General features: G+C 70.5%; 20 protein-coding genes. 11 read left to right on the top strand and 9 right to left on the bottom strand.

Features of this window, described 5'->3' with window-relative positions:
- Positions 1–7: 7 nt before the first annotated feature.
- Positions 8–607 carry a nitrobindin family protein gene (locus tag E2F48_RS10335; RefSeq protein WP_133403890.1) on the bottom strand — a complete coding sequence of 200 codons (600 nt, stop codon included), beginning with the start codon at positions 605–607 and terminating at the stop codon, positions 8–10.
- A 289-nt stretch (positions 608–896) separates the two neighbouring features.
- Positions 897–1,640 (bottom strand): hypothetical protein, encoded by a 744-nt coding sequence (locus E2F48_RS10330; RefSeq protein WP_133403889.1) that lies wholly within the window; start codon positions 1,638–1,640, stop codon positions 897–899.
- A gap of 210 nt (positions 1,641–1,850) precedes the next feature.
- On the opposite strand from E2F48_RS10330, the gene E2F48_RS10325 reads away from it, so the two are divergent.
- The 8 genes from E2F48_RS10325 to E2F48_RS10290 all read left to right on the top strand — a co-directional run bounded on the left by E2F48_RS10325 (position 1,851) and on the right by E2F48_RS10290 (position 10,219).
- Positions 1,851–2,561 carry a winged helix-turn-helix transcriptional regulator gene (locus E2F48_RS10325; protein ID WP_133403888.1) on the top strand — a complete coding sequence of 237 codons (711 nt, stop codon included), beginning with the start codon at positions 1,851–1,853 and terminating at the stop codon, positions 2,559–2,561.
- Positions 2,562–2,817: 256 nt separating this feature from the next.
- Entirely contained in the window at positions 2,818–3,831 is a 1,014-nt protein-coding gene (gene mshD / locus E2F48_RS10320; RefSeq protein ID WP_133403887.1) for a mycothiol synthase, read from the top strand.
- A 70-nt stretch (positions 3,832–3,901) separates the two neighbouring features.
- Complete coding sequence (locus E2F48_RS10315; protein ID WP_133403886.1) at positions 3,902–6,124, top strand: RNA degradosome polyphosphate kinase; 2,223 nt, start codon at positions 3,902–3,904, stop codon at positions 6,122–6,124.
- On the top strand, positions 6,124–7,092 hold the full coding sequence (locus E2F48_RS10310) for an NUDIX hydrolase (RefSeq protein WP_133403885.1): 969 nt from the start codon (positions 6,124–6,126) through the stop codon (positions 7,090–7,092). Before E2F48_RS10315 ends, E2F48_RS10310 begins: the two co-directional genes overlap by 1 nt.
- Before the next feature lie 107 nt (positions 7,093–7,199).
- The gene (locus E2F48_RS10305) at positions 7,200–7,976 is read left to right on the top strand and encodes a thymidylate synthase (RefSeq protein ID WP_246018893.1); all 777 of its coding nucleotides are present in this window, start codon (positions 7,200–7,202) and stop codon (positions 7,974–7,976) included.
- Positions 7,973–8,530 carry a dihydrofolate reductase gene (locus E2F48_RS10300; RefSeq protein ID WP_133403883.1) on the top strand — a complete coding sequence of 186 codons (558 nt, stop codon included), beginning with the start codon at positions 7,973–7,975 and terminating at the stop codon, positions 8,528–8,530. The genes E2F48_RS10305 and E2F48_RS10300 overlap by 4 nt, the downstream gene beginning before the upstream one ends.
- A gap of 65 nt (positions 8,531–8,595) precedes the next feature.
- Positions 8,596–9,741, top strand: a complete 1,146-nt coding sequence (gene asd, locus E2F48_RS10295; protein ID WP_133403882.1) for an aspartate-semialdehyde dehydrogenase — start codon at positions 8,596–8,598, stop codon at positions 9,739–9,741.
- Between the two features lie 49 nt (positions 9,742–9,790).
- Positions 9,791–10,219: a hypothetical protein gene (locus E2F48_RS10290; protein WP_133403881.1), complete on the top strand. Its 429-nt coding sequence runs from the start codon at positions 9,791–9,793 to the stop codon at positions 10,217–10,219.
- Positions 10,220–10,296: 77 nt separating this feature from the next.
- Here the strand turns inward: E2F48_RS10290 and E2F48_RS10285 are convergent, their stop codons facing one another.
- From E2F48_RS10285 to E2F48_RS17425, 6 genes are all read right to left on the bottom strand, one after another.
- Entirely contained in the window at positions 10,297–11,406 is a 1,110-nt protein-coding gene (locus E2F48_RS10285) for a UDP-N-acetylmuramate dehydrogenase (RefSeq protein ID WP_133403880.1), read from the bottom strand.
- Complete coding sequence (locus E2F48_RS10280) at positions 11,403–11,843, bottom strand: MaoC family dehydratase (protein WP_133403879.1); 441 nt, start codon at positions 11,841–11,843, stop codon at positions 11,403–11,405. Before E2F48_RS10280 ends, E2F48_RS10285 begins: the two co-directional genes overlap by 4 nt.
- On the bottom strand, positions 11,840–12,292 hold the full coding sequence (locus E2F48_RS10275) for a MaoC family dehydratase N-terminal domain-containing protein (RefSeq protein ID WP_133403878.1): 453 nt from the start codon (positions 12,290–12,292) through the stop codon (positions 11,840–11,842). Before E2F48_RS10275 ends, E2F48_RS10280 begins: the two co-directional genes overlap by 4 nt.
- A gap of 76 nt (positions 12,293–12,368) precedes the next feature.
- A complete protein-coding gene (locus tag E2F48_RS10270; RefSeq protein ID WP_120164637.1) occupies positions 12,369–12,605 on the bottom strand; it encodes a hypothetical protein in 237 nt (78 codons plus the stop codon).
- Positions 12,606–12,625: 20 nt separating this feature from the next.
- Positions 12,626–13,549 (bottom strand): DUF2797 domain-containing protein, encoded by a 924-nt coding sequence (locus E2F48_RS10265; RefSeq protein WP_246018802.1) that lies wholly within the window; start codon positions 13,547–13,549, stop codon positions 12,626–12,628.
- A 64-nt stretch (positions 13,550–13,613) separates the two neighbouring features.
- Positions 13,614–15,044 carry a MinD/ParA family ATP-binding protein gene (locus tag E2F48_RS17425; RefSeq protein ID WP_185149810.1) on the bottom strand — a complete coding sequence of 477 codons (1,431 nt, stop codon included), beginning with the start codon at positions 15,042–15,044 and terminating at the stop codon, positions 13,614–13,616.
- Between the two features lie 152 nt (positions 15,045–15,196).
- Here E2F48_RS17425 and E2F48_RS10255 point away from each other — a divergent pair, with 152 nt between their 5' ends.
- Positions 15,197–16,402: a low temperature requirement protein A gene (locus E2F48_RS10255; RefSeq protein ID WP_133403877.1), complete on the top strand. Its 1,206-nt coding sequence runs from the start codon at positions 15,197–15,199 to the stop codon at positions 16,400–16,402.
- An 81-nt stretch (positions 16,403–16,483) separates the two neighbouring features.
- Here the strand turns inward: E2F48_RS10255 and E2F48_RS10250 are convergent, their stop codons facing one another.
- On the bottom strand, positions 16,484–17,065 hold the full coding sequence (locus tag E2F48_RS10250) for a helix-turn-helix domain-containing protein (protein ID WP_133403876.1): 582 nt from the start codon (positions 17,063–17,065) through the stop codon (positions 16,484–16,486).
- Between the two features lie 106 nt (positions 17,066–17,171).
- On the opposite strand from E2F48_RS10250, the gene E2F48_RS10245 reads away from it, so the two are divergent.
- Complete coding sequence (locus E2F48_RS10245; RefSeq protein WP_133403875.1) at positions 17,172–18,218, top strand: NAD(P)/FAD-dependent oxidoreductase; 1,047 nt, start codon at positions 17,172–17,174, stop codon at positions 18,216–18,218.
- Positions 18,208–18,876 (top strand): class I SAM-dependent methyltransferase, encoded by a 669-nt coding sequence (locus E2F48_RS10240; RefSeq protein WP_133403874.1) that lies wholly within the window; start codon positions 18,208–18,210, stop codon positions 18,874–18,876. Before E2F48_RS10245 ends, E2F48_RS10240 begins: the two co-directional genes overlap by 11 nt.
- Positions 18,877–18,940: the final 64 nt, after the last annotated feature.

Raw genomic sequence — 18,940 nt, 5'->3', positions numbered from 1 at the left:
AGCGGGGTCAGGAAAGCTTTTTGAGGATCGCCGAGGCGTGGGCCTGCAGCGCGTTTCCGGACGCGGCAACATCCCAGCGCCAGTACAGGTCGCCGCCGACCAGCCCGAACAGGCGCGTGGCGGCCGCGTACTCCTTGGAGTGCTGCCCGCGCATCACCACGTCGGTTGAGAGCTGGATCTGAGGTCCCTTGATGGTGCCGTAGTAGAGCTCGGCGATGCTGCCGGGGTGGACGATGGTGGCGGTGATGTCGAACCCGCCCGCGTCGTTGCGGAACTGCTCCACCTCATCCGCGGTCTTCAGCGCCGGCACGATGTCTGCCGGGGAGAGCCCCGGCCCGACGTCGGCGTCATTGAGCTTTCGGTCAAGCGCCCAGAATCCGGTCTCGACCGACAGCGGCCGCAGCCGGGAGCCCTGCTCGTCGGTGAGCCAGCTCTCGGCGGTGTACTGCAGGTACGGCAGCCCGTGCTGTTCGAACGTCATCCGCTGCCCGAAGTGCTCCGAGTCGGCGTCGCCCTCACCGAGGCGCCCGGTCCCTTCCCAGGTGCCAAGCAGCCAGGAGAGCGGAACCAGCTCAGGGGTGAGGTCGGTGGGAAGTTCGATTGACATTGCCGGGTTGCCTAACCGCTACTTCTGGCCCTTGTACAGGCGGGCGACCACGAGTGCGGCGAAACCCGCCATGGCGAGGCCGGCGACAACGAGCAGGCAGATGAAGAAGATTTCCAGTGCGAGGATCGACATATTTCCATCCTAACGCGCCCTTCCGGCCCGCAGTACACCATCGGGGGCGTGCCTCCGGGCGGGCGCCGGTGGGCCGATTAGCCGCTGGAGGAACCGCCAGCGCGGCAGGCGAAGCGGGCGGGCCCGACCGGCCCGGTGCCCCGCGGAACCGGCGCGTTCAGGAGAGCAGCAGGGTGTCCAGGAAATAGACGAGGGCCCCGATGGCAAGGACCGGGGTGATCCCGGCGGAGAGCGCCGCCGCGGCGTTCAGCGGTGCCTCCCGGGAGGCGAGCAGGCGCCGGCTGCTCACGAGTACCGCGCCGCTGACGAGGCCGACGAGGACGGCGGGCAGGACGGGGACGCCGGGGAGCAGGAGCGCGCCGACCCATCCGGCGGCGGCGGCGAGGACCAGACCCAGTGGAGCGGCGACCCGGTCGGGCCACCGCGGGAGCAGGCCCGCGAGGGCGGCGAGGACGCTGATTCCGGTCACGAGCATCATGGACGTCCCGGCGGCATTGACCGGCAGCCGGTCGGCGGCCGCCCACCCGGAGCCCAGGGCCACGGCGAAGACACCCGAACTGGCCCCCAGGGTCGATTCGAGGCGGTGGCTCTGACCGGTCCCCCGGAGCAGCTGGATCAGGAACACCGCACTCACGCCAAGGGCCACCGCGCCGGGGAACCAAACCATGAAGCCCGGGCCCGGGGTGAAGGCGGCGGCGGCGGTGGCGGCGATTGCGCTGAGCCCGATGGCCGTGGACTGGCTCTTGCGGGCGGGGACGCCCAGCAGGTGGGGCCAGCCGACGGCGGCCACGGCGCACAGGATCGCGGTGACAACGGCAACGGCCAGAGGTGAGACGAAGGATGTGCCGACCAGGCCCGCCACCGAGGCGGCGGCTGCCGCGGCCACTATCCAGAATCTCACCCGAGCAATACTGCCCTATGCCTCCGAGGTCTGGGAAACTCCCGGCCCGCGGTCCGGACAGGGCGGGCCAGGGCAGGGCTGCGGCGTCGGGCGCGGTGCCCGCCCTGCGGTTATACTTGTCCAAATCTTTACCGCCGGCGGCTTCCGGTTCTCCCGGTGCAGCTCCGGTCCGCCCGCCCGATGATGCGCGTCCCGACCCGTGGAGGACACATGCCGCACATCCTGCTGCTTACCAACAGTGCGGGATCCTCAGTGGAGATCCTCCCGGCCCTTGAACTGCTCAGCCACAAGGTGCATATCCTCCCCGCCGAACCCACCGCCCTGCTGGAGACCGAACCCTGCGACGTCGTCCTGGTCGACGCCCGGCGTGACCTCGTAGGTGCGCGTTCGCTCACCCAGCTCCTGAAGGCCACCGGGCTCAGTGCCCCGTTGATGCTCGTGTTGACCGAGGGCGGCATGACGGCGGTGACCGCCGCCTGGCTGGCCGATGACGTCCTGCTGGATTCGGCCGGGCCGGCCGAGGTCGAGGCGCGGCTGCGGCTGGTCATCGCCCGGGCCCAGGCGGCCGGGGAGGAGACCAGCTCCGAGATCCGGGCCTCGGGCGTGGTGATCGACGAGGCGAGCTACACCGCCCGGGTCGGCGGGGTTCCGCTGAACCTCACCTATAAGGAATTCGAGCTGCTGAAGTACCTGGCCCAGCATCCCGGACGGGTCTTCACCCGCGACCAGCTGCTGCACGAGGTGTGGGGCTACGACTACTACGGCGGCACCCGGACGGTCGATGTGCACGTGCGGCGGCTGCGGGCGAAGCTCGGCACCGACCACGAACAGCTCATTGCCACGGTGCGCAACGTCGGCTACCGGTTCACGCTGACACGGACACCCGAAGAGACCGGGGCCGACGTCGTCCAGGACGCCTGAAGGAACGGGCGCCTGAAAAGGACGCGCGGGGAGGGGCCTTAATGCGAAAAACCCCCATTCCTGCGGATGGGGGTTTTTCGTGGGCGGGGCCCAAAGTGGAGGACATACGGGTCGAACGTATCGCGGGCACCCCAGTGGTGCATCCCCCCTGAACGGTTTCCCACGCTACCCCAAACGGGAGCGTCCCGCCAAACCGGCGGCCTGAACCTTGGCCGGCGGCCGGTCCCGCCGGGCGCCGGGGCACTAGGCTGGGCCCATGACGGCCGATGCGCAGCTTTCCCCCTGGACGATCACCCGGACCTCCGGCACCCCGCAGGGGCCCCTGCTGGCGGAGATCCGCGAACTCGCCGCGCGGGCGGCCGAGGCCGACGGCAACCCTCCCCTGTCCGAGCAGACCCTCGTAAACCTGCGTTCCTCCGCGCCCGGCGCGGCCCGGGTCATGCTTTTCACCGCGCGGCCGCGGGCCGGCTCGGGCGGGGACGCAGGGGACGACGCGGAACTGGCCGGCGTCGCCGTCGTCAGCCTGCCCCCGGGCGGGGCGCCGGATGCGGGCCAGGAGGCCGCCGTCCTCGAACTGGTCGTGGCGCCTGACGCCCGGGCCGAAGGGGCCGGATCCGCCCTGGCGGCGGCGGTCGCCGCCGAGAAGGTTCCCGGGCTCCGGGCCTGGTCGCACGGCAACCATGCCGCCGCGGCCGCCCTCGCCGCCCGGCACGGGTTCCGGCCCGTCCGTGAGCTGTGGCGCATGCGCCAGACCCGGGCCGCGGACGCCGAGCTGGTGCCCTCCCCCGCCCTGCCCGACAAGGTCCGGCTTCGGACCTTCGTCCCCGGACAGGACGAACAGCTGTGGCTCGAGGCCAACCGGTCCGCCTTCGCCCACCACCCCGAGCAGGGGTCCACGACCCTCGCCGACCTGCAGGCCCGCATGGCCGAGGACTGGTTCGACCCCGGGGGCTTTTTCCTGGCCGAGGATACCGAGACCTCCCGCCTGCTCGGCTTCCACTGGACCAAGGTGCATGCCGGCACGGGCGCCCACCCGCCGCTCGGCGAGGTATACGTCGTCGGGGTGACGCCCGAGGCGCAGGGCCGCGGCCTGGGCAAGGCCCTCACGGTGGCTGGCATCGAGTACCTGCACCGGCGCGGACTGCAGGCCATCATGCTCTATGTTGACGCCGACAACACCGCCGCCGTGGCCCTCTACCGCCGCCTGGGCTTCACGCGCTGGGACGTCGATGTCATGTATGCAGGTGGAGAAGACACGCCCAGCTTGTAAGGTTGGATTCCAGCACAGTGCCCGCTTCTACGCGCGCCCCGAGACACCATTGAACGCCGCAGGAGACACCATGGCATCTGAGACAGCCGCCCGAGTCCCATCCCGTTACGGTTCCTCGGAAACCTCGCCCGCCCGGGCCACCCAGGACCGCATCGAGATTCCCGAATTCGCCCCGAGCCTGCTGCCGACCGGTGACATCCGCCCGGACCGGTTCCTCGACCGCGAGATCAGCTGGCTCGACTTCAACGCGCGGGTGCTCGAGCTCGCCGAGGATCCCGACCTCTACCTGCTGGAGCGGGTCGCGTTCCTCTCGATCTTCGCGTCCAACCTCGACGAGTTCTTCATGGTGCGCGTCGCCGGCCTGAAGCGCCGCATCGCCACCGGGCTCGCCGTTCCCTCCGCGGCCGGGCTCAGCCCCATCGAGCAGCTCGAGAAGATCATGGAGGACGGCTACCGCCTCCAGCAGCGCCACGCCGCGGTCTTCGCCGAGCAGATCCGCCCCGCCCTGGCCAAGGAGCACATCCACCTCACCACCTGGGACGAACTCGACGAACCGGCGCGGGTCGAGCTGAACAAGCTGTTCGCCGAGAAGGTCTTCCCCATCCTCACCCCGCTCGCGGTGGACCCGGCGCACCCGTTCCCCTACATCTCCGGGCTGTCGCTGAACCTCGCCGTCGTGGTGCGCAACCCCATTAGCGAAAAGGAACTGTTCGCCCGCGTCAAGGTGCCCGACCAGCTGCCCCGCCTGCTCTCCGTTGACGGGCACCGCGCCGGCAGCGTCGCCGGGCGCACCGCCCGCTTTATCGCGCTCGAGGACGTCATCGCCGTCCACCTCGACCAGCTCTTCCCCGGCATGGAGGTGCTCGAACACCACACCTTCCGGGTCACCCGCAACGAGGACCTCGAGGTGGAGGAGGACGACGCGGAGAACCTGCTGCAGGCACTCGAGAAGGAGCTGCTGCGCCGCCGGTTCGGCCCGCCGGTGCGCCTCGAGGTTGCCACCGACATCAACCCGAGCATCCGCGCGCTGCTCGCCCGCGAGCTGGGCATCGAGGAGGACGAAGTCTTCACCCTCCCGGCGCCCCTTGACCTGCGCGGGCTCAGCGTCATCGGGAAGATCGACCGCGGGGAGCTCCACTACCCCAAGCATGTACCGCACACCAGCCGGCACCTCAACGAGAGCGAAACCTCCAAGGCCGCCAACGTGTTCGCCGCCATGCGGCGCCGGGACATCCTGCTGCACCACCCGTACGACTCCTTCTCCACCTCCGTCCAGGCCTTCCTCGAGCAGGCCGCCGCCGATCCCAAGGTGCAGGCCATCAAGCAGACCCTGTACCGCACCTCCGGGGACTCCCCGATCGTCGACGCCCTGATCGACGCGGCCGAGGCCGGCAAGCAGGTGCTCGCCCTCGTGGAGATCAAGGCCCGCTTCGACGAGCAGGCCAACATCTCCTGGGCGCGCAAGCTCGAGCAGGCCGGCGTGCACGTGGTGTACGGCATCGTGGGTCTGAAGACCCACTGCAAGCTCTCGCTGGTGGTGCGACAGGAGATCGACGGACTGCGCCGCTACTGCCACATCGGCACCGGAAACTACCACCCGCGCACGGCCCGCTACTACGAGGACCTCGGCCTGCTGACCTCGAATGACCAGGTGGGCGAGGACCTGTCCCGGCTGTTCAATCAGCTCTCCGGCTACGCCCCCAGGTCCACCTTCAAACGGCTGCTCGTGGCGCCGCGCTCGGTACGCTCGGGCCTGATCGACCGGATCGAGCGGGAAATCGCCAACAAGAACGCGGGCAGGGCCGCCCGCGTGGTCATCAAGGTCAACTCGATGGTCGACGAGGCCATCATCGACGCCCTCTACCGGGCCTCCCAGGCCGGGGTGAAGGTCGATGTCATCGTCCGCGGCATCTGCTCGGTGCGGCCTGGCGTGCCCGGGCTCAGCGAGAATGTCACCGTGCGCTCCGTGCTGGGCCGGTTCCTCGAACACTCGCGGGTGTTCGCGTTCGCCAACGGCGGGGACCCCGCGGTGTTCATCGGCTCCGCCGACATGATGCACCGCAACCTCGACCGCAGGGTGGAGACCCTGGTGCAGCTGAGCGCCCCGGATGACATCGAGTACCTCATGACGCTCATGGACCGCTACATGGATCCGCGCACCTCCAGCTGGCACCTCGACGAAACCGGGGCATGGACCCGGCACGCCAAGGACGAGAACGGCGAGGACCTCGGCGACATCCAGTCCTGGCTGCTCGCCTCCCGTGCCCGGCAGCGCGCCGCCATCCGCCGCTGATGTCCGCCGACGTCCAGAGTCCGGCCGACGCAGTGCCGTCGGCCACCGAGGTCGCTGTCACCGCCGCGGGCACCCTATGCTGGCGGACCGAAAAGGGGCGCCTCGAGGTGCTGCTGATCCACCGTCCGCGCTACGACGACTGGTCCTGGCCCAAGGGCAAGCTCGACGACGGGGAGACCACCCCGGAGTGCGCCGTCCGCGAGACGCACGAGGAGGTGGGCCTGAGGGTCCACCTCGGCATCCCGTTGCCGTCCATCGACTACGCGGTGTCCTCCGGACGCAAGGTGGTCCACTACTGGGCCGCGAAGGCGGACCGCCTCAAGCCCGTCCCGGACGGCAAAGAGGTTGACGAGTACCTGTGGTGCACCCCCGACAAGGCACGCCTCCTGCTGACCAACCCCTCCGACGTGGAGCCGCTTGATGCCCTTGAGGAGGCCCACGAACGCCGGGACCTCGGCACCTGGCCGCTGATCATCGTCCGCCATGCCAAGGCCAAGCCGCGCTCCTCCTGGAGCCGGGCCGAGGGCGAACGGCCGCTCGCGGCCACCGGCCGGCGCCAGGCGGTGGCCGTGAGCGGGCTGCTGCAGGCCTGGCGGCCCGAGCGGGTCATCAGCAGTCCGTGGGTCCGGTGCGTCCAGACGGTCTCGCCCTACGTCGCGAAGGCCGACGCGAAGCTCAAGCTCGTCGACGCCATCACCGAGCACGACGCGGCCCGGAAACCGGGGCGCGCCCGGGCTGCCGTCGAGAAGGTCTTCGACAAGCGCAACCCGGTGGCGATCTGCACGCACCGGCCGGTCCTGCCCCTGGTCTTCGGGGTGCTGCGCGGGCACATGGCGGCGCACCTGGCCGCCCTTCTGCCGGTCGCCGACCCCTACTTGTCACCGGGTGAGGCGGTCATCTGCCAGGTCAGCTCCGTCAACCACGGGCGCATCGTCTCCGTGGAGCAGTACCGCGCCTACGACGACTGACACGCCGCGGCGCCGGCGGGCACGCCGGTGCCCCGGCCGGTCCTCGCTAGACTGGCACGGTGAGCACACCCCTGAACACCCCGTATGAAGACCTGCTGCGCGATGTGATGTCCAACGGCACGGCCAAGTCCGACCGGACCGGCACCGGAACCCGCAGCGTCTTCGGACGCCAGCTTCGCTTCGACCTGCGCGAGTCCTTCCCGCTGATCACCACGAAACGGGTGCACTTCAAGTCCGTCGCGCTGGAACTGCTCTGGTTCCTGCGCGGGGAGTCGAATGTCCGCTGGCTCCAGGAACAGGGTGTGTCCATCTGGGACGAGTGGGCCGACGCCGACGGCGAACTCGGCCCGGTCTACGGGGTGCAGTGGCGCTCCTGGCCCACCCCGGACGGCGGACACATCGACCAGATCGCCGCCGTCATCGAGGGACTGAAGGCGAATCCCGACTCCCGGCGGCACATCGTGTCGGCCTGGAACGTCTCGGAGATCTCCAACATGGCCCTTCCCCCGTGCCACGCGTTCTTCCAGTTCTATGTCGAGCCCTCCGCCGAGGGCCCGGGCCGGCTGTCCTGCCAGCTGTACCAGCGGTCGGCGGACACCTTCCTCGGCGTACCGTTCAACATCGCCTCCTACGCCCTGCTGACCCTCATGGTGGCCCAGCAGGCCGGGCTGGAGCCCGGGGAGTTCATCTGGACCGGCGGGGACGTGCACATCTACGACAACCACGTGGAGCAGGTCACCGAGCAGCTCTCCCGCGAGCCCTACCCCTACCCGCGGCTGCGGATCACCCGCACCCCGGAGAGCATCTCCGATTACACCCTCGAGGACTTCGAGGTGCTCGACTACCGGCACCACCCCACGATCAAGGCTCCGATCGCCGTATGAGCTTCGATGATGTCACCGTGACCGGCGCCGTTGACGGCGGGCCGGTGATCGGCCTGATCTGGGCGCAGACCGAGGACGGGGTGATCGGCAAGGGCGGCGGCATGCCCTGGCATGTCCCCGAGGACCTGGCCCACTTCCGCAGGATCACCACCGGCCACCCGGTCATCATGGGCCGGCGCACCTGGGAGTCCTTCCCCGCGAAGTACCGCCCGCTGCCGGACCGCACCAACATCGTCGTGAGCTCCTCCGGCCCGCTTGAGGGCGCCGTCGTCGTCGGTTCCCTCCAGGACGCGCTCGCCGAGGCGCGGCGGGCACCCGGCGCCGAGCAGATCTGGATCATCGGCGGCGGGAAACTGTACACCGAAGCGGTCGCCGAGGCCAACGCGGCGGTGGTCACCGTCATAGAGACCGACACCGACGGGGACACCTACGCGCCGGTGCTTGGCCCGGAGTGGGAGCTGAAGGGCGTCAGCCCCGCCGGGGGCTGGCTGGACAGCACCGCCGGCACCCGGTACCGGCTGAGCCTGTGGGCGCGCCGCTCACAGACGGACTAAGGCCCGACCGGCAGCCAGCGTAACTGTTCCTCCCCCCGCACGCCGGGCTCGCCTAAGCTTGGAGGATGACCTCCGCAGCAAGCATCTCCCCCCTGCCCTCCGTCGGCTTCGTCGGCTGGCGCGGCATGGTCGGCTCCGTCCTCATGCAGCGCCTCCAGGACGAAGGCGACTTCCGCCTGTTCAACCCCGTGTTCTTCTCCACCTCCAACGCCGGCGGGCCGGCGCCGTCCTTCGCCGAGGGCGCCGGGAAGCTCGAGAACGCCTACGACCTGGAGACGCTGGCGAAGCTGCCGATCATCGTCACCGCCCAGGGCGGCGCCTACACCTCGGAGGTGCACCCCAAGCTGCGCGACGCCGGCTGGGACGGGCTGTGGATCGACGCCGCCTCCACGCTGCGGATGGAGCCCGAGTCGATTATCGTGCTGGACCCGGTCAACCGCGGGGTCATCGACGCCGGGCTGGCCCGCGGCGTGAAGGACTTCATCGGCGGCAACTGCACCGTCTCCTGCATGCTCATGGGCCTCGGCGGGCTGTTCCGCAACGGCCTGGTGGAGTGGGGCACGTCCATGACGTACCAGGCCGCCTCGGGCGGCGGGGCCCGGCACATGCGCGAACTGCTCAACCAGTTCGGCGCCCTTCACTCGAGCGTGCTCACCCACCTCGACGACCCGGCCTCGGCCATCCTCGAGATCGACCGGGCCGTCCTGGCCCAGCAGCGCAACCCGGAGCTCGACGCCTCCCAGTTCGGGGTGCCCCTGGCCGGCTCGGTGATTCCGTGGATCGATGCCGACCTGGGCAACGGACAGTCCCGCGAGGAATGGAAGGCCGGGGCGGAGACCAACAAGATCCTAGGCACCGGTAACGGCGGGCGGATCCCCTTCGACGGGCTGTGCGTGCGGATCGGCGCCATGCGATCGCACTCGCAGGCGCTGACCCTGAAGCTGACCGAGGACCTGCCGGTCGCCGAGATCGAGCGCCTGATCGCGGCCGATAACGAGTGGGTGAAGGTGGTGCCCAACACCAAGGATGCCACCGTGACCGAACTGACCCCGGTGGCCGCAACGGGGTCCCTGGAGATCCCCGTGGGACGCATCCGCAAACTCGAGATGGGCCCGGAGTACATCAGCGCGTTCACGGTGGGCGACCAGCTGCTGTGGGGGGCGGCCGAGCCGCTGCGTCGGATGCTGCTCATCAGTACCGGGAACCTGTAGCCGGCACCCCGCGCGTGGAAGTGTCAGAGGGCGGAGGCAGAATACCGGCATGGAACACACCGACGTCGACCGCATCCTGACCGGTTTCTTCGCAGCCAGCGCCCGCGGCCGGCATCCGGAAACAGTGATCCGGTACGGGAGGGTGGAGACCGGACTGAGGTCCTACCTCGAGGGCGAGGGGGCGCGTTCGCTGCCGCCGGAGGCGGCGTCGCTGCTTGAGCTTGAACGCCAGTTCTCCCCCGACGCCGCCTACGTGCGCCTGATGGGCGCCGCTGAGCTCCTCCACGCCCTGCCGGGATTCCTGGGCGTGCGCTGGCTGGCAGCAGACTTCCATGACCGGCTGGCCCAGATCAGCCTCGCCTCCCGTCTGGCGCAGTGGCTGTGCACCCGGCAGCTGGTGGACCGCAAGGCTCAATGGGGTGACGTCCTGCTGACCCGCGCCGCCGCCGAGCACGCGCGGCGGACCTCGGTGACGTAGACGCGGTTCTCAGCGGCCGGCCGGGTTCACAGGGTGCCGGGGCAGGCACGCTTCGGGCAGTACCGGGGTAACGGCACCTAGGGCGTGCTGGGTGCCGGCAGCGCGCACCCGATCAGCAGCGGTTCGGGCTGCAGCCGGATCCCGAACTTCGCCTCAACTCCGTCCGCCACGAGCCCGGCCACGGCCAGCAGGTCCCGGGCGGCGGCGCCGCCGCGGTTGGTCAGGGCCAGGGTGTGCTTTGTCGACAGGGAGGCCCTCCCGCCTGCCGCGGCGAACCCGGTGTCGCCGGCCAGTCCGAAGCCCTTGGCAAAACCGGCCCGCTCGATCAGCCAGGCGGCGCTGAGCTTTACCTTGCCGGGATCCGCAGCCGGGTACCGGGGGGCGTCCTCCGGCAGGCCCGCCGCGGCCGCGGCGTCGATGATTGGGTTGGTGAAGAAGGACCCGGTGCTGAAGGTGTCGCGGTCCTGCGCGTCGAGGACCATGCCCTTGGCCGCGCGCAGCCGAAGCACCTCGCGGCGCACGTCGGTGGCGTAGGCCCGTTTGCCGACCTCGACACCCAGGGCGCGGGCCAGTTCGGCGTACCTCACCGGTGCGCTCATGCGGCCGAGCGCGAGCTGGAACTCGACGGTGAGGACCACGTAGCGCGGCGAGCCGTTGACGGTGGTCTGCTTCAGCAGCGAGTCCCGGTACCCGAAGTGGAGTTCGAAGTTGGTGAAACTCTTCACCGCCGAGGCCTGCCGGTCCCAGGTGCGCACCGTGGCAATCGTCTGGGACACGTCGGAGCCGTAGGCGCCGACGTTCTGGACAGGCGTCGCCCCGGTGGAGCCGGGGATGCCCGAGAGCGCTTCGAGGCCGGAGAAGGCGTGCTTCACCGTGTACTCCACCAGCTGATCCCAGTCCTGCCCGGCCTGCGCCCGGACCATGACCCCGCCGCAGGTGGCGTCGTCGTCGTTCACGGTGAAGCCGTCGGAGGCAATCCTGACCACGGTGCCCTCGAAGCCTTCATCCGCGATGACGAGGTTTGAGCCGCCGGCCAGGATGAGCAGCGGCTCGCCTGCGTCGTCGGCGGTGCGGACGGCGTCGATGATCTCCTGTTCGGAGCGTGCCTCGATGAGCATGCGGGCGGGCCCGCCGACCCCTGCGGTGGTGAGGTCAGCCAGCGGCGTGCCGGTCGGCTGCGGGGTCATGACAGGCGCACCACGGCCTGGGCCTTCACGAGGACCTTCTGGCCCTCGAAGGTCACCGTGAGGTCGATCCGCGCCGTCGCCTCCTCGGGGTTCAGCGCCCCGATGGTCCCCCGGACCTCGAGGATGGCGCCCGGGACCCCGGGCTGCGCCGTGGTGTCGGCGACCACGACGGGCTTGGTGAAGCGCGTCTGGTAATCGATGACGGAGCCCGGATCGCCGGTCCAGTCGGTGACCAGCTGCACCGCCGCGCCCATGGTGAACATGCCGTGGGCGATCACCCCGGGCAGGCCGACGCCCTGGGCGAAGTCGGAATTCCAGTGGATGGGATTGAAGTCCCCGGAGGCCCCGGCGTAGCGCACCAGGTCCTGGCGGGTCACCGGAATCGTTACGGACCCGATCTCCTGCCCGACGGTCAGTTCAGCTGCTGGGATGCTCACTGCTGCTCCTCTCCCCGGACGAGCAGGGATGACGATGTCGTGGCGGTCCGCACACCGTCCACGGTTGAGATTTCGGCGCGCGTGGTGATCATTGCCCCGCCGCCCATGGCCCGCACCGAATCGACGTGGAGCGCGGCGACCAGCTCATCCCCGGCCACGACGGGCCGGTGGTGGGTGAAGCGCTGGTCGGCGTGGACCACCCGGGAGAAGTCGATCCCGGCGCCCGGGTCGGTGATGAGCTGGGCGTCCGCGCGTTGCGCCACGATGATGGCGAACGTCGGCGGCGCCACCAGGTCGGCGTACCCGAGGGCCCGGGCCGCTTCAACGTCGTAGTGGGAGGGGTGGGTGGCCTTGACGGCGCGGGCGAAGTCGCGGATTGCCTCGCGCCCCACGGTGTATACCTCACCGGCGGGGTAGCTGCGTCCCTGCAGGTCGGGGTTGATGGTCATGGGTCCTCCGGGAGTTCGCGGGCGGCGGGCTGGTTTCAAGCGTAATCGAGCGGCCGGGTCGGTGGCCGGTCGGAGCTCAGCGGGGCGCTGCGGAGCTCCGGCGCCGCCGGGCGTCGCGGGTCCGCACCACCATGCCGGCGATATGGCATAGCAGGCCCGCGCCGATCACCGGCATCGCGGCGAACACCGCGGCCTCGGCGTCGGCTGCTGCCCCTGCCACGGCGAGCGCGATGCCGGCGCCGGTGAGGATCAGCGCGGAGATCAGGAGCCTGCGGTAGAGCACCGATCCCGTGTCCCAGGGTGTGTTGAGCATCCCTTCATCCTACCGTGGCCCTAGAAGAGGGACTCCTGGACGGCCGGGACGGCGGTCGTGTAGTCCCCCGGCGCGATCCGCCGTCCCTTGAGGCGGGACAGGTCCGCGAGGAAGCGCAGCGGGGCGCCGTCGAGGCTGACGAGGGCGCAGGAGCCCAGCAGCGGCCCGACGACGAACCCGTGGTCGCCGCTCTCGAGGTCCCCCGGGTAGGGCTGGACCCCGCCGGCCGTCAGCACCTCCTGCCACGACGGCGGTGGATCGAACTCCTCGGTGACGACGGTGAAGCCCTCGAGTTCCATCCCCTCCCGCAGCAGCCTCCGTGCGGACTCGGCGAAGCCAGCGTTGATTCCGGCGAGCCGCTCCGGGGGCAGCGGGCGGCGGAGTGCCTCGGCCTTCGCGGCCGAGCGCACGGCCTGCGGCAGGCCAACGCTGCGCGTCACCTCGTCCTCGAGGACGCGCACCACCCGCCCATTGTCGGCGAGGGCCACATAGGAGGCGGTGACGGCGCCCTGCTCCACGAGCCGCCCACGCTTGCGCTTGGCCGAGGCGGTGCCGACCTTGGTGGCGCCGTCGGCGAAGGTCGCCACGTACAGCCAGTGCGGTTCGTCGAGGTAGCGCCGAAGGCCCTCCGGGGCGATGCCCGAGCGGTGGAAGTCGTGCATGAAGCGCAGGTCGTCCTGGGCGAAGCACGGCCCGCACTGGTAGCCCCGCTCGGCCTCGGCCCGCCGCGGGCAGGGCACGTGCGTGCGGGACTCGGCGTCGCGGACCCGGTAGGAGCCGAGGCAATAGCGGACACCGGCGGGGCCGAGCGTCCGGTAACCGAGCCGGGAGCCTGGCTGCAGCGGCAGGTCCGTCCGGACGCCGTCGGGGTCGGCGAGGACCAGGGCCGGCGCCTCGCCGTGCCAGGCCACCCCGCTGCACAGGTAGCGTCCGCCGGGAATCACCAATTCAGCTTAAGTCACCGGCGGGCCCGTGGCCCCGTCCCGGTTCCCGGCGGTGCGCCGGGGCTCAGAGGCCTTCGGCCACCGCCGCCGCGGCGGCGAGCCAGGCCCGCTGGGTGGCGGGGCGCAGGGAGCCGTAGCGGATCCTGCCCTTCAGCAGGGCGGGGTCGAAGGGGATGGTGACGGCGCTGCGGGCCAGTTCGGTGAAGCCCGCGGCGATCGCCTGGGCCTGGGGGGCGGTGCCGTTCTTGTCGGACTGGCTGACGATGACCACGGCGTTGCGGGAGAGCTGCTCGTAGTCGCCGCCGCGGGCCCGCAGGGCTTCGAGCAGGAGGGCGCCGGCCTCGGCGTGCTCTTCGAGGGTGGTGGTGGCGATGACGAGCTGGTGGGTGTGGTGGAGCATGCGCAGCCACCGTTCGGCCGTCTCGTCGTTGCCCGAATCCACGACGTTCAGCCGGAAGTACTTCGAGGCGACCTCGTGCAGGGCGTCGAAGTCCCGCGAGGTGACCTTCTGTTCGGAGGCCAGCACGTCCGGTTTGGAGCGCAGCACGTCGTACTTGTCTTCGGTCTGGTGGTGGACGTAACGGGCGAGCAGCGCCGACTGCGCGGACGGAGCGAGCAGGGCGCCGGTCTGTGGGAGCAGGTCGAGCACGGTTGCCTCATGCGGGCCCTGCTCGGTCCGCCAGCCGAGGGTGCCGCGGGTTTCATTGTTGTCCCAGGCCAGGACGGGCCCGCCCCCGTTGCGGGCGAACACCGCCGCGAGCATCACCGTGGTCGGGGTCTTGTTGGCCCCGCCCTTGCCGTTCACGACGGCGATGGTCCGCGGGCCCGGCCAGTGCTGGCTCACGGCGCGGGTGTGCGCGCGCACCGTCAGTTCAGCGGCGGACGGCGGAATCCGCACGCCTATGCGGGTCAGGGCTCCCCGCAGCCCGGTCTCGGCGGGCACCACCGCCGTGTCGGGGGTGAGGAAGGAGCGGCGGCCGGTCCGCGCCGCGGAGGCACGCGGGCGCGTCACCGGAGGGTCGGCCGGCTGCGGGGGAAGCTCTGCCACGGGTTCGGAGCCGAACGCTCCGCGCGGCCCCCGGCCGTGCTCGATCAGCCGGGACTCCCCCGGTTCGGCGTCGGGGAGGTCCGTGTCGGAGGGCTGGGACGCAATGGCTCCGGCGTTGGAGAGGTCGGGCTCAAACGCCCTGGTGTCGGAGAGGTCGGACTCAAACGCCCGGGTGTCGGAGAGGTCGGACCCGTAGGGCTCCGGTTCGTAGGGAACGGTGCCGTAGGGGACCGTGCCGGTCGTCCGGCCGGCGATCGAGGGGGCGTAGTCCGGTGCTGCGTCGGGCCCATACGCGACTGGAGCGCCGTCGGGCTCCTCATCGGCGGACAGCGGCTCCCACCGGGTCCCCGGGTCCCCCTCGAGCAGGGACTGGCGGCGCCGGCCCGCCCTCGTGGGGTAGGTGTCGTTCGTGCTGTCGGCGCTCCACACGGAGTCACGTTCGGTCATTTAAGTCCATCCCCCCGCACACCTGATGGGGCGGCTGCTTAGCGGTCATTGCCTTCGCCCATCCTATAAGTACCCTGATCGTCGAAGCCGCAGCCGAGTAACAGTGGGTTCGGATCGGAGACACCGCCCGGCCCGCAACTTATGCTTTCCGTATGTTTCCCGCCTTTCGATCGATGCGCCAGGTCCGGGTCTCGGACGAGTCCCACCGGGTTACGACTTTCGAACTCTTCTTCGACCTCGTCTTCGTTTTCGCCTTCACCCAGGTCACCGGCTTCATGGCCCATGAACACACGGGCCTGGGTGTGCTCCAGGGCATGATCATCCTGGGCATCCTCTGGTGGTCCTGGGTCTGCTATTCATGGCTCGCCAACCAGACCCACGTCGACGAGGGCATCGTGCGGCTCGGGATGTCGCTCGCCATGATGGCGATGTTCATCGCTGCCCTGACCATCCCGGAGGCCTTCCACGACATGGCCGGAGGCCTGGACGGACCGCTCGTGTTCGCGTTGGCCTACTTCGTCGTGCGCCTGGTTCACATTGGGCTGTACCTGGTCGCCGCCGGGGACGACGTACCGCTCCGGCGCCAGGTGATCAAGACCTCGAGCGCCATGTTCACCGGCTCCGCCATCATCATCACCGGAGCCCTCGTCGGCGGGTCCTCCCAGACCTGGTTCTGGCTGGCCGGCCTCGCCGCGGATATCACCCTCACCTACCTCACCTCCGCCGGCGGGAACTGGCGGGTCCATTCCGCCGCCCACTGGGCCGAGCGGTACGGGCTCGTCGTGATCCTCGCCCTGGGCGAGTCGATCATCTCCATTGGCGTCGGCGCCTCGGAACGCCCGGTGAGCACCCTGATGATCCTGGGCGCGGTCTTCGGCGTCGGCCTCTCGGTCTGCCTGTGGTGGCTGTACTTCGACGTCCTGGCGATCGCGGCCGAGCACGTGCTGGCGCGGCTCCGCGGGCGGGCGCGGTCGGCCCTCGCCGTGGACGCCTACACCTACCTCCACCTACCGCTGATCGCCGGGGTCGTGCTGTCGGCGCTCGGGGTCGAGGATGCCCTGGCGCACCTCGATGAATCATCCGGCTACGGCTGGCTGGGGGCCGGCGCACTGCTGGGCGGGACGGCCCTGTACCTCCTCGCCCACGCGGCATTCTGGCGAAGGGTCGGCGGGTACTGGAAGACGTGGCGGCTCAGCACCGCCGCCGTCCTGCTGGCCCTGATCCCGGCCGCCTCCGGGTTCGCCCCGCTGGCGGCGCTTGGACTGGTTTTCGGATTGTGCGCTCTCCTCGTCATCGTCGAAACGAGCGTCTATGCGGAGAAGCGGGCGGAGATCCGCCGAAGCCACTCTGCGGCGTAACGCGGCGTGTCCGCCCGTGTCGGGTGCCCCTGCCGCACGGCGTCCCCTGCCCGTTCGCCGGCAGGGCGTCCCCGCCGGTTCCTAGGCCTTGGGCCGGGCCCGGACGTGCATCTTCTCCCCCTGGTGGCCGAACAGGCTGAGGAATTCCACCGGGTGCTCGTCGGCGGAGGCGAACCAGTGAGGGGTATGGGTGTCGAATTCGGCGGCTTCCCCGGGCCCCAGGACGAAGTCCTGATCGCCGAGCACGAGTCGCAGGCGTCCATTGAGGATGTATAGCCACTCATACCCTTCGTGCACGCGGAGTTCAGGTTCGCCCTTCCGCGCGTCGGCGGCAAGCACCATCTTGTACGCCTGCAGCCCGCCGGGCCTGCGGGTCAGGGGAAGGGCCGTCATGCCGCCGTGGCGGATGGGCCGCAGGTGGATCCGCGGATCCCCGGTGGTCGGCGCGCCGACGAGGTCATCGAGCGGGACCTGGAACAGGCGGGCCAGGGGCAGGAGCAGTTCGAGGTTGGGGCGCCGCTGACCGCCCTCGAGGCGGGACAGGGTGCTCGCCGAAATGCCGGTGGCCTCGGAGACCTCGCCGAGGGTGAGCCCCCGTTGCTGGCGCAGTGCGCGCAGCCGCGGGCCCATGGCGTCAAGAACCGATGAAAGATCGCTCTCCATCCCCGCATTTTGCCATATCGGCAAGGAATATTGCCAGCACTTCCACCCGGCGGGACAGTGGATACGAGGGCGCCGACCGTAAGCGCCTCGGAAAAGGAGAAGCATCATGCAGGACTCTTCGCGTTATGACGTCATCATTATCGGCGGCGGCGCCGCCGGGCTCAGTGCGGCGGTGGCCCTTGGCCGGTCCCTGCGCACCACGGCCGTGATCGATTCAGGGGCACCACGGAACGCCCCCGCGGCCGGGGTGCACAACTTCCTGTCCCGGGACGGCGTCCCGCCGCTCGAACTCCTGGCGGCCGGGCGGGTCGAGGCGGCGTCCTACGGCGCGGTCCTGATCGACGCGGAGGCGGTGCGCGTCGGGAAGGATCCGGACGGTTTCACGGTCACGCTCGGCGACGGCGGGCGGGTTTCCGGCCGCCGCCTGCTCGTGACGACCGGGCTCACCGACGAACTGCCCGACGTCGAGGGGCTCCCCGCGCACTGGGGTTCCGGCGTCATCCACTGCCCCTACTGCCACGGCTACGAGGCCCGCGGCAAGGCCATCGGCGTCCTGGCCACCGGCCCGATGGCGATGCACCAGGTCCAGATGTTCCGGCAGCTCAGCAGCGACGTCACCCTCTTCCTGCACACCGCGCCTGAGCCGACGGACGAGGAGGAGGAACTCCTGGCGGCACTGTCGGTCCGCGTCGTCTCCGGGAGGGTCGAGGCGGCCGAGGAGACGGACGGCTCGCTCTCGGGCGTGCGCCTTGAGTCGGGCGCCAGCGTCCCGCTTGACGCCCTCGTGGTGGCACCGCGCTTCGCCGCGAACTCGGTGCTGCTCGAGTCCCTCGGCGTGGAAATATCCGAACACCCCATGGGCATCGGCTACTCGGCGGAGGTCGACCCGCAGGGCCGCACCTCCGTTCCCGGGGTATGGGCGGCCGGCAACGTGGCGGACCCGGTGGCCCAGGTGATGGCCTCGTCCGCGGCGGGCCTGATGGCAGGGGCCGCGATCAACGGGGACCTCATCGCCGAGGAGGCGAAGGCGGCGGTGGAGCGGCGCCGGGCGGCCCGCGGGCCGGGCCTTGGCGGGGCGCCGGCCGGGTCCGACAATGGAATCACCACGGGGACACCCGGCAGGACAGCGGAGCTGGAGAGCCATGCACACTGAAATGGACCAGGAGTTCTGGGACCGGAGGTACGCCGAGCACCGCAGGGTGTGGAGCGGGAACCCGAACCCACACCTTGTCACCACGGCCTCCGCCCTGCCTCCCGGGCGCGCCCTCGACGTCGGCTGCGGCGAAGGCGCAGACGCCCTGTGGCTGGCCCGTAGCGGGTGGCGGGTGACGGGCGTCGACATTTCCGAGGTGGCCCTCGGGCGGGCCCGCGAGCAGGCCCGGCTTGAGGACACAGCGGTGGCCGCCCGGGTCGACTGGGTGCACGCCGACCTCCTCGAGGCACCGCCGGAGCCGGGCGGCTTCGATTTGGTCTCGGCACAGTTCATGCAGCTCGCCGAGCCGGCGCGCTCGGCGCTGTTCTCCGGGCTCGCGGAGGCTGTGGCGCCGGGCGGGACCCTGCTCATCGTCGGCCACCACCTTTCCGACCTGCAGACGACGGTGCGGAGGCCCCCATTGCCCGAGCTGTTCTACACCGCAGAGGACCTCATTCCCCTGCTCGACGGCGGCTGGGACATCACCGCCTGCGAGGCGCGCCCCCGGTCAGTGGCCGACACCGAAGGGCACCAGGCGACGATCCATGACACGGTGCTCCAGGCCCGCCGGCACGGACCCAGCCACGCACAGGCGCCGTCCGCTGCGGGACCGGTGTGACCTCACCCCCGCAGGCACACTCCTCGGCGGGAGGGTCGCCGGAGGCCGCACCGCAGCTCCGCTG

This window comes from Arthrobacter crusticola (assembly GCF_004357995.1).
GTDB lineage: Bacteria > Actinomycetota > Actinomycetes > Actinomycetales > Micrococcaceae > Arthrobacter_D > Arthrobacter_D crusticola.
This window is presented reverse-complemented; position numbering and strand designations above follow the sequence as displayed.